The 13374-nt window shown below is 68.9% G+C and carries 12 protein-coding genes and 1 rRNA gene; all 13 read left to right on the forward strand.

Going from position 1 to position 13374, the window contains the following annotated elements:
- Window positions 1-88 (forward strand): 5S ribosomal RNA (gene rrf / locus ACFWU2_RS08340); the annotation flags it as partial.
- 77 nt (window positions 89-165) lie between these two features.
- Window positions 166-1605 (forward strand): hypothetical protein, encoded by a 1440-nt coding sequence (locus ACFWU2_RS08345; RefSeq protein WP_378603813.1) that lies wholly within the window; start codon window positions 166-168, stop codon window positions 1603-1605.
- Window positions 1602-2639 carry an HAD-IIA family hydrolase gene (locus ACFWU2_RS08350; protein ID WP_378603816.1) on the forward strand — a complete coding sequence of 346 codons (1038 nt, stop codon included), beginning with the start codon at window positions 1602-1604 and terminating at the stop codon, window positions 2637-2639. Before ACFWU2_RS08345 ends, ACFWU2_RS08350 begins: the two co-directional genes overlap by 4 nt.
- A gap of 53 nt (window positions 2640-2692) precedes the next feature.
- Window positions 2693-2911, forward strand: coding sequence for a hypothetical protein (locus tag ACFWU2_RS08355; RefSeq protein ID WP_378603819.1), 219 nt, complete (start codon window positions 2693-2695; stop codon window positions 2909-2911).
- A 1-nt stretch (window position 2912) separates the two neighbouring features.
- Complete coding sequence (locus ACFWU2_RS08360) at window positions 2913-3737, forward strand: TlyA family RNA methyltransferase (RefSeq protein ID WP_378603822.1); 825 nt, start codon at window positions 2913-2915, stop codon at window positions 3735-3737.
- Window positions 3738-3865: 128 nt separating this feature from the next.
- Window positions 3866-4762, forward strand: coding sequence for an NAD kinase (locus ACFWU2_RS08365; protein WP_296550984.1), 897 nt, complete (start codon window positions 3866-3868; stop codon window positions 4760-4762).
- A 1-nt stretch (window position 4763) separates the two neighbouring features.
- Window positions 4764-6533 carry a DNA repair protein RecN gene (gene recN / locus ACFWU2_RS08370; protein ID WP_378603825.1) on the forward strand — a complete coding sequence of 590 codons (1770 nt, stop codon included), beginning with the start codon at window positions 4764-4766 and terminating at the stop codon, window positions 6531-6533.
- A gap of 81 nt (window positions 6534-6614) precedes the next feature.
- On the forward strand, window positions 6615-7799 hold the full coding sequence (steA, locus tag ACFWU2_RS08375) for a putative cytokinetic ring protein SteA (RefSeq protein WP_378603828.1): 1185 nt from the start codon (window positions 6615-6617) through the stop codon (window positions 7797-7799).
- Window positions 7796-8749, forward strand: coding sequence for a copper transporter (locus ACFWU2_RS08380; protein WP_378603831.1), 954 nt, complete (start codon window positions 7796-7798; stop codon window positions 8747-8749). The genes steA and ACFWU2_RS08380 overlap by 4 nt, the downstream gene beginning before the upstream one ends.
- A 193-nt stretch (window positions 8750-8942) precedes the next feature.
- Entirely contained in the window at window positions 8943-10688 is a 1746-nt protein-coding gene (locus ACFWU2_RS08385) for a CTP synthase (protein ID WP_378603834.1), read from the forward strand.
- Window positions 10689-10692: 4 nt separating this feature from the next.
- Entirely contained in the window at window positions 10693-11322 is a 630-nt protein-coding gene (locus tag ACFWU2_RS08390) for an NUDIX domain-containing protein (protein ID WP_378603837.1), read from the forward strand.
- Window positions 11323-11335: 13 nt separating this feature from the next.
- Window positions 11336-12253, forward strand: coding sequence for a site-specific tyrosine recombinase XerD (xerD, locus tag ACFWU2_RS08395; protein WP_378603840.1), 918 nt, complete (start codon window positions 11336-11338; stop codon window positions 12251-12253).
- Window positions 12254-12405: 152 nt separating this feature from the next.
- Window positions 12406-13356: a ParA family protein gene (locus ACFWU2_RS08400; protein ID WP_378603847.1), complete on the forward strand. Its 951-nt coding sequence runs from the start codon at window positions 12406-12408 to the stop codon at window positions 13354-13356.
- Window positions 13357-13374: the final 18 nt, after the last annotated feature.

Raw genomic sequence — 13374 nt, forward strand, 5'->3', positions numbered from 1 at the left:
CGGTCCCATTCCGAACCCGGAAGCTAAGCCCCATTGCGCCGATGGTACTGCACTCGACAGGGTGTGGGAGAGTAGGACACCGCCGAACACCCGTTACCGAAAGGGGACCCAATAATTGGGTCCCCTTTCGTGTTTTTATCGTGCTTTTATGAAAGGATTTTTTCTGTGTCCGACAACAACGGTGAGCGTCGATCCTTCCGGAGTGGAGGATCTACTCCCTGGTCGGGCCGGGGCGAAGGCAAAGAAGGCTCGCAGACCAATCGCGGCAACGACGACCGCAGGCAGAGCGGCGACAGGCGTGACGATTCCTCCGCCGGACGCGGCGACGACCGCCGGCCTCAGCGCAGCGGTGAACGCTCCTACCCGGATCGCGCACAGCGCGGCCGGAGTGAGGATGCGCGCCCCCGCCGAGAAGGCGATGCACGACCCGACCGCAACAACGACTCCCGGCCCCGCCGTGAGGGGGACGCGCGTCCACCCCGCAGCGACGACAGGCCCGACCGCGGCTACCGGCCGCAGCGCGACCAGCCGTCCGGCGACCGCCGGCGTGACGACTCACGGCCCAGCCGTAGTGGCGACTCGCGCCCGAACCGCGACAGCGATCCTCGGCAGAGCAGGGGTGACGACCGCGGACGGCAGTTCGGTGATCGGAACCGACCTTCGTCGGATCCGTCCCGTCGAGACGCCGGTCGCAGCGAGCGTCCGAATCGTCCCACCGGTGACCGCAGCCGCGACGACGCACGCGGCGGAGGTCGCAGCTACGGCGACGATCGCCGTGGAAGCGATGACCGCCGTGGAAGCGACGATCGCGGAGCCCGCAGCTACGGCGGCGATCGCCGCGGTAGCGAGGCCCCTCGGCGTCGTGGCGGCGAAGGCGGTTTCGGCCCGGCAGGCGGACGTGACGGTTCTGCCCCCCGGCGCGATGCTCGCCCCGACGAGCCGGACCTGCCCGAGAACGTCGAAGCCTCCGAACTGGACCCGGCGATCCGGCGCGATCTGCTCAGTCTCGACAAGCTGAACGCCAACGCCGTCGCACGTCACCTGGTGATGGCGGGAAAGCTCATCGACGACGACCCGCGCCTCGCGTTGGCGCATGCCCGTGCCGCACGTCAGCGTGCCGGCCGGATCGCAGTCGTCCGTGAGGCCGCCGGTATCACCGCGTATCACGCAGGCGAGTGGGCCGAGGCACTCTCCGAACTCCGTGCAGCACGCCGGATGTCCGGTGGAACAGCGCTTCTCGCCGTCATGGCCGATTGCGAACGTGGCCTCGGACGACCGGAGAAGGCCATCGAACTCGGGCGCAGCGAAGAAGCACGTGCCCTCACCGGTGACGAAGCCAGTGAACTGCGGATCGTTGTCGCGGGTGCCCGCATGGATCTCGGCCAGTACGACCAGGCCGTCGTGACACTGCAGACCTCCGATCTCGACCCGACCCGTTCCGGTACGCCCGCGGCACGGCTCTTCTACGCGTACGCCGACGCACTCGTCGCAGCGGGACGCGCGGAAGAAGGCGTGCAGTGGTTCCTGCACTCCGCCGAAGCCGACATCGAAGGTGTCACCGACGCCGAGGATCGGGTGGAGGAGCTCACCGGAGGAGACTTGTGACGTCGTCGAGCGGCGCCTTCGGCGACGCGGCGGCCGAGTACACCGGTGACTCTCTGCGTTCGCTCTACGATGTCCTCCTCCTGGACCTCGACGGCACGGTCTATCGAGGCGCGGATGCCGTTCCCGGTGCCCGCGAGGCGTTGACCGCCGGCGACAACCTGTTCTACGTCACAAACAACGCGAGCCGTCGCCCGAGCGAAGTCGCACGCCATCTCCGTGACCTGGGGTTCCCGGCGGACGACGCGTCGGTGGTGACGAGTTCGCAGTCCGCCGCCCGTCTGCTTGCGGAACAGGTGCCGTCGGGATCGCCTGTCCTGGTAGTCGGTACCGACGCGCTGGCCGAGGAGGTCGCCCGGGTGGGATTGAACCCGGTGCGCACCGCCGACGCAGAGCCCGTCGCCGTGGTCCAGGGACATTCACCCGAGACGGGGTGGCCGATGCTGGCCGAGGCGACACTCGCCATTCGCGCCGGCGCCTGGTGGGTCGCGACGAACATCGACTCGACGCTGCCCACCGAACGGGGACTGGTGCTCGGCAACGGGTCGATGGTCGCGGCGGTGCGTCACGCCACCGGCGCCGAGCCCGTCGTGGCAGGCAAGCCGGCGGCCCCCTTGCTCGAGGATGCGATCCGGCGTGGTGCCGCACAACGACCGTTGGTCATCGGTGATCGGCTCGACACCGACATCGAAGGCGCCAACGCCGTCGGCGCGGACTCCCTCCTTGTTCTGACCGGCGTCAGCACGGTCGACGACCTCTTGCGTGCACCCGTGGAGCAACGCCCCACCTACGTCGGTGCCTCGCTCGGGTGCCTCGACGCTCCGGCGTCACAGGTCCGGGTGATGCCCGGCGGGCACTGGACGGCACGTGTCGAGGACGGCGATCTGTATCTCGAATCCACCGGAGTGGCCGGCGACGCGATGGAGGTCCTACGCGGACTGCTCGGCATCGCCTGGTCGAACCCCGGTTTCGGTCGAGTCCGGCCGGTCGACGAGCACGCGCGCAGCGTGCTCGAGGAGTGGGGCATCGCTCCCTGAATCGGGTCGTGCCGTGTGCCGGTCGTGGCGTAGATGCACTAGCGTGGTCGGTGATGAGCACGTCTATTCCACGCCCGGGCGAACACGTTCCCGGCCCACGAGCAGCGATCGATCCCGACCGTATCCACGCGGAGGTCGATGCGTTGCTGATGCGCGCGCGCGACAGCGCGGACACCTCCGATACGGCCCAGGGGATCTCCCGCCAGGCCCAGCTGCTCGACCAGGCCCACGACGTTCTCGTGCAGGCGCTGGCGACCGTGGACAAGATCTGACGTGGCGCGCCGAGCACGGGTCGACGCAGAACTGGTTCGTCGCGGATTGGCGCGTTCGCGGGAGCACGCGAGCGAGCTGATCGCCGCGGGCCGGGTGTTGATCGCGGGCACCGTGGCGACCAAAGCCGCCACCGCCGTCGAGCCGAACACCCCGCTACTCGTCACCGAGGTCGCGGACGAGGTCTCCTGGGCCTCACGTGGCGCGCACAAACTTCTCGGAGCACTCGAAGCCTTTACCCCGCAGGGCCTGCAGGTTTCCGGCAAACGATGCCTCGACGCAGGTGCGTCGACGGGTGGATTCACCGATGTCCTTCTGCACGAAGGTGCCTCGGAAGTGGTCGCCGTAGACGTGGGATACGGGCAGCTCGTCTGGAGACTGCAATCCGATCCGCGTGTCCACGTGATCGATCGAACAAATGTGCGTACCATCGACGCGGATCTCATCGGAGGACCGGTCGAAGTGGTGGTGGCGGATCTGTCCTTCATCTCCCTGAAACTGGTGTTGCCCGCGTTCGTGCGTTGCGCGGCTCCGGGCGCCGATCTGCTTCCGATGGTGAAACCCCAGTTCGAAGTCGGCAAGGACCGCGTCGGTAGCGGCGGAGTTGTGCGAGACCCCGAACTCCGGGCCGAAGCGGTGCTCGACGTGGCGCGCGAAGCCCAGCGTGCCGGGCTCCGCACCCGGGGAGTGGTCGCAAGCCCGCTGCCGGGTCCGTCCGGGAACGTGGAGTACTTCCTGTGGCTGCGGGCCGGCGAACCGGGCGCCGAGGAGCTCGACCCGAACGTGATCGATCTCGTCCACCGCGCGGTACAGGAAGGACCACAGTGACAACATGGCCGGCGCAGCCGAACCCGGGGACAACAGGGCCGGCGCACCTGGACCCGGGGGCAACAGAGCCGGCGCAGCTTGACCCTGGGACCACTGCGCCGACGGGTCCCGGACGCACCGAACGCGAGATTCTGCTCGTCTCGCATGCGGGCCGCGACGAGATCGCGACCACCGCCCTGCGGGTCGCCAAGGTGCTGGGCGAGGCGGGCATCGGCCTCCGGGTACTCGAGGACGAGGCCGGCAGCAACGGGCTGGGAGTTCTGGCAATCCCCGGCAGCTTCATCCGCATCGTCGAACCCGGCCCCGACGCCGCCGCAGGCTGCGAGATGGTCATCGTGCTGGGCGGGGACGGAAGTTTCCTCCGCGCCGCCGAACTCGCACAGTATGCGTCGGTCCCTGTGCTGGGCATCAACCTCGGACGAATCGGGTTCCTTGCCGAGGCCGAAGCCGAACACCTCGAAGACGCACTACATCAGGTCGCCCACCGCGAGTACCGCATCGAAGAACGAATGACACTGGACGTGACCATCCGCGTCGACGACAGGATCGTCGACCGCGGCTGGGCGCTGAACGAGGCGAGCCTCGAGAACAAATCCCGGCTCGGGGTGCTCGAGGTCGTGCTCGAGGTCGACGGCAGGCCGGTGTCGTCCTTCGGTTGCGACGGGGTGCTCATCGCAACCCCCACCGGTTCGACCGCCTACGCGTTCTCCGCGGGCGGTCCTGTGGTGTGGCCGGAACTCGAGGCACTACTGGTGATCCCGAGCAACGCGCACGCGCTGTTCGCGCGCCCGCTGGTGACGAGTCCCGAATCGATCATTGCCGTCGAAACCCTCGCCGGGGGCCACGACGGGGTGGTGTTCTGCGACGGCCGGCGCACGCTCGAACTGCCCGCGGGCGGACGCCTCGACGTGGTGCGCGGCCGGCACCCGGTGCGCTGGGTACGGCTGGATTCGGCACCGTTCGCAGACCGGATGGTGCGAAAGTTCGAACTTCCGGTGAAGGGCTGGCGGGGAAGGAAGCTCTGAGATGCTCGCTGAGATCCGGATCGACAATTTGGGCGTCATCTCCGAGGCGAGCGCCCGGTTCCACGGTGGTCTGACGGTGCTGACCGGCGAGACGGGGGCCGGCAAGACCATGGTGGTCACGAGCCTGCACCTGCTGTCCGGGGTTCGGGCGGACGCGACACGAGTCCGCGTCGGCGCGAACCGTGCCGTGGTCGAGGGACGCTTCAGCGTCGACGACGGCGCCAGTCACGTCGAAAAAGAAGTTGCCCGGCTTCTCGAGGCCGCCGGTGCGCAGCGCGACGAGGACGGCAGCATCATCGCCGTCCGCAGCGTGGGCAGCGACGGCCGGTCCCGCGCCCACCTCGGGGGACGCAGTGTCCCGGTGGGTGTGCTCTCGGAGTTCACCGACCCGCTGCTCACCGTGCACGGACAGAACGACCAATTGCGCCTGCTCCGCCCGGGTGAACAGCGCTCCGCGCTGGATCGGTTCGGCGGCAAGGCGATCGTTCCGCTGCTCGACCGGTATCGCACGCACCGGCGTCGGTGGCTCGACGCCCGCGCAGAATTGCACGAACGTACCGAACGGTCGCGGGAGCTGGCGCAGGAAGCCGACCGTCTCCAGTACGGACTCGACGAGATCGAGCGCGTCGATCCGGAGCCAGGGGAGGATGCCCGGCTCGTCGACGACGTCCGTCGCCTGTCCGATCTCGATTCTCTCCGCGAGGCAGCGATGGGCGCGCACGCGGTGCTCGCCGGCCAGGACGCCGCCGACGGTGACGAAGCACGCTCCGCACTCGACTTGCTGGGTGAGGCACGCTCGCGCGTGGACGGCAGCGACGACCCGGCCCTTCGCGACCTCGGGCCACGCCTGGACGACGCCATCGCGGTGGTCACCGACGTGGCCGGTGATCTGTCGGGCTACCTGGGGGATCTCCCGTCCGACCCGGGCGCGCTCGAAACGCTGCTCACCAGGCAGGCCGAACTGAAAACCCTGACCCGGAAATACGCGGCGGACGTCGACGGGGTACTCGAGTGGGCGCGCGGCGCCCGGGAACGACTCTCGAGCCTCGATGTGTCCGCCGAGGCCCTCGACAAACTCGCCGCCGAGGTCGACGCCGAGGCCACCGCCACCGCGGAGGCCGCGACGGCGTTGTCGGCGGCACGCCACAAGGTGGCGGGGAAGCTCGCGAAAGCGGTGAGCAAAGAACTCGCCGGACTGGCGATGGGCCGCGCGGTGCTCGAGGTGCAGATCCGTGAACAGCAGGCCGCGGCGGCGGATTCCGCGCCGCTACCCATCGGTGACCGCGTCCTGCACGCCGGTGAGTCCGGCGTCGACGAGGTGGAGTTCCGGCTTGCCGCGCACGATGGCGCTCCGGCTCTGCCCCTGGCGCGCAGCGCGTCCGGCGGCGAACTCTCGCGCGTGATGCTCGCGCTCGAGGTGGTCCTCGCAGGCTCCGAGCGTGGCGCGACCATGGTCTTCGACGAGGTCGACGCCGGCGTCGGAGGCCGTGCCGCTGTCGAGATCGGCCGCCGGCTGGCTCGGTTGTCCCGCACCCATCAGGTCATCGTCGTCACCCACCTCCCGCAGGTCGCCGCGTTCGCCGACACGCACCTGGTGGTGGACAAGGTGGACGACCGTGCCGGTGTGGTGAGCAGCGGCGTGCGGATGCTGTCGGACGCCGAACGTGTCGCCGAACTCGCCCGGATGCTCGCGGGACTCGACGACACCGAAACGGGTCGCGCCCACGCCGAGGAGTTGCTCGCCGTCGCGCACGCCGAGCGGGCACTGTGATCGGCCCGTGGAAGCGGCGTAGCGGCGTCGTCTCGGCGCGCCTCCGATAACTGACCGGAACTCCGGAGCATCATCTTTGCCATGAAGATGCCGGCGCTGCTGTCACGTACCAACGAAACGTTGCCCGGAGTCAGCGGTATCGCGAGGGTCGATACGAACTCCGCGAAGCTGTTGCGCCGGGTCGGCCCCGGCGATGTGGTGGTCCTCGACGTGGTCGACCTCGATCGTGTCACCGCAGACGCTCTCGTCGAAGCAGGCGTGTCGGCCGTCGTCAATGCATCGGCCTCGATTTCGGGCCGGTATCCGAATCTGGGCCCCGAGGTGATCGTCGCCAACGGCATCCTCCTGGTCGACAACACCGGCGCCGAGACATTCAAGAAGATCAAGGACGGCGCCAAGGTCCGGCTCTACGAGGGTGGCGTATACGCCGGCGAGCGACTGCTGGTGCAGGGTGACGAACAGACCGAAGCCGAGATCTCCGATCGGATGATCGAAGCCAAGACGGGTCTCGTCGACCACCTCGAAGCGTTTTCCGGCAACACCATCGAGTTCATCCGGTCGGAGAGCCCACTGCTCATCGACGGCGTCGGCATCCCGGAGATCGACCTCGACCTACGCGACCGGCACGTCGTGGTGGTGTCCGACGGGCCCGGCCACGTCCAGGACCTCAAGGATCTCAAGCCGTTCATCAAGGAATATTCGCCGATACTCGTCGGCGTCGGACCGGGTGCGGACGCGCTCACCAAGGCCGGGTACCGACCGGATCTGATCGTCGGTGATCCGGACGGGATCGGCACGGCGACCCTCAAATCCGGTGCCGAGGTGGTGCTTCCCGCGGACCCGGACGGCCACGCTCCCGGTCTCGAACGCATTCAGGACCTCGGTATCGGCGCGATGACCTTCCCGGCGGCCGGAACGCCCACCGACCTCGCGCTGCTGCTCGTCGATCATCACGGCGCCGCGCTCGTGGTCACTGTGGGCAGCACCGTCTCGCTCGACGAGTTCTTCGACCAGGGGCGTCGCGACACCAACCCGTCGGCGGTCATGACGCGGCTCAAGGTCGGACCGAAACTTGTCGACGCCAAGGCTGTCGCCACGCTGTACCGCAGCCGCGTCTCCGGCGGCATCATCGCCTTGTTGATCTTCGCAGCGCTGATCGCGATCATCGCGGCGCTGGTCGTCTCCAATCTCGGGGGCGATGTTGTCGCCCTGGCCCAGGAATGGTGGGACAGCGCCGTCGACTGGGTCCGGGGCCTGCGCGCGTGATTTCGCTGCGTCACCACGCCGTCTCGCTGGTGGCCGTGTTCCTGGCCCTGGCGCTCGGCATCGTGCTCGGATCGGGACTGTTGTCGGGCAGCGTGGTCTCCGGCCTGCGGGACGACAAATCCGAGATGCGGCGCGAACTACAGGACGCCGAGGACCGGGCGGCCCGGCTCGACGGACAACTCGTCGCCGCCGACGGGTTCGACGCAACCGTCGCGCCGCGCGTGGTGCGCGATGCCCTCACCGACCGCACCGTCCTCGTCGTCACCACCCCTGACGCCGATCCCGCCGACGTCGACGCACTGGTACGCACGGTGGGGGACGCCGGAGGAAGGGTCACCGGCCGGCTCGCGCTCACCGACTCCTTCGTCGGCGCGTCCGGAGCCGACCAACTGCGCACCACGGTCACCAATGTCATTCCCGCCGGGGTGGAGCTGCAGACCGGCGCCGTCGATCCGGGCAGCCTCGCCGGGGACCTTCTCGGCGCAGTGCTGTTGGTCGACCCGGTGACCGGTGAGGCCCGCGGCACTCCGGAGGAGCGCGCGCTGGCCCTGACCACTCTCCGCAGCGGCGGCTTCATCGGCTACGACGACGGAGAGTCCGAGCCGGCGCAGACGGCGCTCGTCATCACCGGCGAACCCGCTGCCGGGAGCGATGCCGCCGGCGGAAACCGTGGGGCTCTCGTCGCCCGCTTCGCCGCCGCTGTCGACGCCCGTGGAGCCGGTGCCGTCCTCGCCGGTCGCCCGGGTGCCGCGGCCGGAAACGGCCCTGTCGCCGTGGTGCGTGCCGATGCGGCACTGTCCTCCGGGCTGTCCACCGTGGACAATCTCGATCGGGAAGCCGGCCGGATAACCACGATTCTCGCGGTCCGGGAACAGCTCGACGGAGGCGCCGGACGCTACGGCACCGGTCCCGGAGCGAGCGGCGTCACCGTCGGCTCCGCGGCGCGCTGAGCGCACACCGTCCGGCCCGGTGCACGTGTCTCAGCCGTCCGGAAATGTGACGTCCACAGCACCGGAGGGCGATACAGGCGAGTCGAGTACGCCCCGGACGCAGAAGGTGTTACCGTGAAGTTCCGTGGGTCGGCAGGCCCCAGCTGCATCACATCAGTCCAAAAGTCCTGCACCTGACGTCACGGGAGCTCTTTTGCCACAGTCACGCCTTTCGCGTACCGCTACCAAGCACATCTTCGTCAGCGGGGGCGTCGCGTCCTCGCTCGGCAAAGGTCTCACCGCGTCGAGCCTCGGAGCGCTGCTCACCGCCCGCGGGATGCGGGTCACGATGCAGAAGCTGGACCCGTACCTCAACGTCGATCCCGGCACCATGAATCCGTTCCAGCACGGTGAGGTCTTCGTCACCGAGGACGGCGCCGAAACCGACCTCGACGTCGGCCACTACGAGCGCTTCCTCGATCGCGATCTCAGCGCCGACGCGAACGTCACCACCGGCCAGGTGTATTCGACGGTCATCGCGAAGGAACGCCGCGGAGAGTATCTCGGCGACACCGTGCAGGTGATCCCGCACATCACCGACGAGATCAAACGGCGCATCCTCGCGATGGCCGCACCCGACAACGAGGGCCAGATCCCCGACGTCGTGATCACCGAAATCGGTGGCACCGTCGGAGACATCGAATCCCAGCCGTTCCTCGAGGCCGCACGCCAGGTCCGTCACGAGGTCGGCCGCGACAACTGCTTCTTCCTGCACGTGTCGCTGGTGCCGTACCTCGGCCCGTCCGGCGAACTGAAGACCAAGCCGACCCAGCACTCGGTCGCGGCGCTGCGCAACATCGGCATCCAGCCCGACGCTCTCGTCCTGCGTTGCGACCGCGATGTGCCGGCCACGCTCAAGGCCAAGATCTCGCTGATGTGCGACGTCGACCTCGCCGGGTGCATCTCGTGCCCCGACGCCCCCAGCATCTACGACATCCCGAAGGTGCTCCACAGCGAAGGCCTCGACGCCTACGTCGTGCGTCAGCTCGGCCTGCCGTTCCGCGACGTCGACTGGACGGTGTGGGGCGACCTGCTCGAGCGGGTGCACAACCCCCGCGAGACCGTCGAGGTCGCGCTCGTCGGCAAGTACATCGACCTGCCCGACGCCTACCTGTCGGTGACCGAGGCACTGCGCGCCGGTGGATTCGCGCACCGCGCCAAGGTGAAGATCCGCTGGGTCGCCTCCGACGAATGCGAAACCGAAGCCGGCGCCGAGAAGCACCTCGGTGACGTCGACGCCGTGCTGATCCCCGGCGGATTCGGTATCCGCGGAATCGAAGGCAAGCTCGGCGCGATCCGCTTCGCCCGTATCCGCAAGATCCCGCTGCTCGGCCTGTGCCTCGGCCTGCAGGGCGTCGTCATCGAAGCCGCGCGGTCCGTGGGAATCACCGATGCCTCCTCCACCGAGTTCGATCCCGACACCACAGCACCGGTGATCTCGACGATGGCCGACCAGGAGCAGGCCGTCGCCGGCGAAGCCGACCTCGGTGGCACGATGCGGTTGGGCGCCTACCCGGCCACGCTGAAGAAGGGTTCGGTCGTCGCCAAGGCGTACGGCTCCGAGCACGTCTCCGAACGGCACCGTCACCGGTTCGAGGTCAACAACGCCTACCGCGACGAGATCGCGAAGTCGGGACTGGTGTTCTCGGGCACGTCGCCCGACGGCCGCCTGGTGGAGTTCGTCGAGTACCCCGCGAGCACCCACCCCTACTTCGTGGCGACCCAGGCGCATCCCGAACTGAAGAGCCGCCCGACCCGCCCGCACCCGCTCTTCGCCGGGCTGATCGCCGCAGCACTGCAGTACAAGGCCGCCGAACGGCTGCCCGTCGACGTCCACGGCGGTGACCCGGCCGCCGCCGAGCCGGTCACGTCCGCGTCCGGCTCCGGCGACGCCGAGTAGATCGATGGCGCAGCGACACGAGTTCAGCACCCGGTCCAGCAGACGGATCTACACCGGCGCCATCGTGTCGCTGCGCGTCGACGAGGTGGTCATGCCCGGCGGGCAGACCGCCGAACGGGAAGTCGTCGAGCACCACGGCGCCGTGGCCGTGGTGGCCGTGGACGCACACGACCGGGTGGTGCTCGTCCATCAATACCGCCATCCGCTCGGCCGTCGGCTGTGGGAGCTACCCGCGGGCCTGCTCGACGCCCCGGGTGAGGACCCCCTCGACGCTGCACGCCGTGAACTCGCCGAAGAGACCGGGCTCGCGGCCGCCGAATGGGAAGTGCTCGTCGACATCGCGCTGTCGCCCGGATTCACCGACGAGTCGGTCCGGGTCTTCGCCGCATGCGGTCTCAGCGCGGTCGACCGCCCCGACCCTGTCCACGAAGAGGCGGACCTCGAGGTGGAGTTCGTCCCCCTCGACGAGGCCGTCGCCATGGCGTTGCGCGGGGATATCGTCAATGCCACGGCGGTCTCGGGCATCCTGGCGTTCGCCGCCACTCGCACCACCGGGGGAGCGTTCCTCCGCGCCCCGGACGCGGCATGGCCGGACCGACCGAGCGCGTTCGCCCGAACGCGCGCCGAACAGTGAGAACCTAGAGGGCGTGCTCGCTCGACACCTCGACGCCTATCTCGATCACCTCACCGTCGAACGTGGTGCTGCCCGCAACACGCTCACGGCCTACCGGCGGGACCTGACCCGGTACCTCGAGTACCTCGCCGAGCGCGGGGTCGGTGATCTCGTCGAGGTCGAGGAACAGCACATCGCCGATTTCGGGGTCGCGCTCCGCCGCGGCGACCCCGAAGCCGGTCGTCCCGCGCTCGCTGCCGGTTCGGTAGCCCGCGCACTGATCGCGGTTCGCGGCCTCCACCGGTTCGCCGCCGCGGAGGGCCACACCCCCGTGGACGTCGCGCGGTCCGTCACCCCACCGAGCCAGGGCAGGCGACTGCCGAAGTCGCTCACCGTCGACCAGGTCACCGCGCTCCTCGACGCGGTCGGTGGGGAAGCGGACGGCGCGCGCGGCCTGCGCGACCGGGCGCTGCTCGAAGTGCTGTACTCCACCGGAGCCCGGATCTCCGAAGCCGTGGGGCTCGACGTCGACGATATCGACACCGAGTCGCGCGCCGTGCTGCTGCGAGGCAAGGGAGGAAAACAGCGCCTCGTTCCCGTCGGGCGACCTGCCCTCGCCGCGCTCGACGCCTATCTTGTGCGGGGCAGACCCGCCCTCGCCGGCGGACACACGCCCGCGCTGTTCCTCAACGCGCGCGGCGGCCGACTGTCCCGGCAGAGCGCCTGGACGGTGCTGCGGGCCGCCGCGGAACGCGCCGGAATCGACTCGAATGTCTCCCCCCACACGCTCCGCCACTCTTTCGCGACGCATCTCCTCGACGGCGGCGCCGACGTACGGGTGGTACAGGAGTTACTGGGGCATGCTTCTGTGACGACTACTCAGATATACACGCTGGTCACCGTGGGTGCGTTGCGCGAGGTGTGGGCCGGCGCGCATCCGCGCGCGAGATGAGTTACACCGCGTGGCGGCGCGTGTCCGTGCGGTAAACGGGGGCACGAGGCGGTAGCGTTCCTGTAACGGAACGGCCGCCGGACCAGGGCTCCGGTGACATACAGACTCCGGTGAAACAGAGACCGGGTCGCCAGACAGGGGGAGTACCGAAAGTGGGCACACCTCAGCCACCCGCCACGGAAACCACACACACCCGAACACCCGCATGGGCGCTCGCGGCCACCGGGTCGAGGGACACGGAGTCCGCGCCGCCGGTCGCCGACGTCGAACTCGGACCTACCGGACGGCCGCGCCGGGCGATACCCGAACCTGTCCCGCTCTCCTCCCACGGTCCCGCGAAGATCATCGCGATGTGCAACCAGAAGGGTGGGGTCGGCAAGACCACCTCCACCATCAACCTCGGGGCATCGCTCGCCGAATGCGGCCGCCGTGTGCTCCTTGTCGATCTCGACCCCCAAGGGGCCCTGTCGGCCGGTCTCGGCGTCGCCCACCACGACCTCGACATGACCGTCCACAACGTTCTCGTCGACCCACGGGTCACCGCCGACGACGTCCTCGTACGCACACACATCGAGAACCTCGATCTCCTGCCCAGCAACATCGACCTGTCGGCCGCGGAGATCCAACTCGTCTCCGAAGTCGGTCGCGAGCAGGCGCTCGGGCGCGCTCTCTACCCTCTGCTCGACCGCTACGACTACATACTCGTCGATTGCCAGCCCTCACTCGGGCTTCTCACCGTCAACGCGCTGGCCTGCGCCGACTCGGTGCTCATCCCGATGGAATGCGAGTTCTTCAGTCTCCGCGGGCTCGCGCTGCTCAACGACACGGTCGCCAAGGTCCGGGATCGGCTCAACCCGAAACTGACGGTGGCGGGCATTCTCGTGACCATGTACGACTCGCGCACCCTGCACGGCCGCGAAGTGATGTCGCGTGTCGTCGAGGTGTTCGGGGATCTCGTCTACGACGCCGTCATCAACCGCACCGTGAAATTCCCCGAGACCAGCGTCGCGGGCGAACCGATCACGCGGTGGGCTCCTACTTCCGCCGGCGCGGAGGCCTACCGGGGCCTGGCGCGAGAAGTGATCCACCGGGCCGGCCGCTGATCCGTGTATACCGCCACC

It is taken from the genome of Rhodococcus sp. NPDC058639 (assembly GCF_042717545.1).
Lineage (GTDB): Bacteria > Actinomycetota > Actinomycetes > Mycobacteriales > Mycobacteriaceae > Rhodococcus.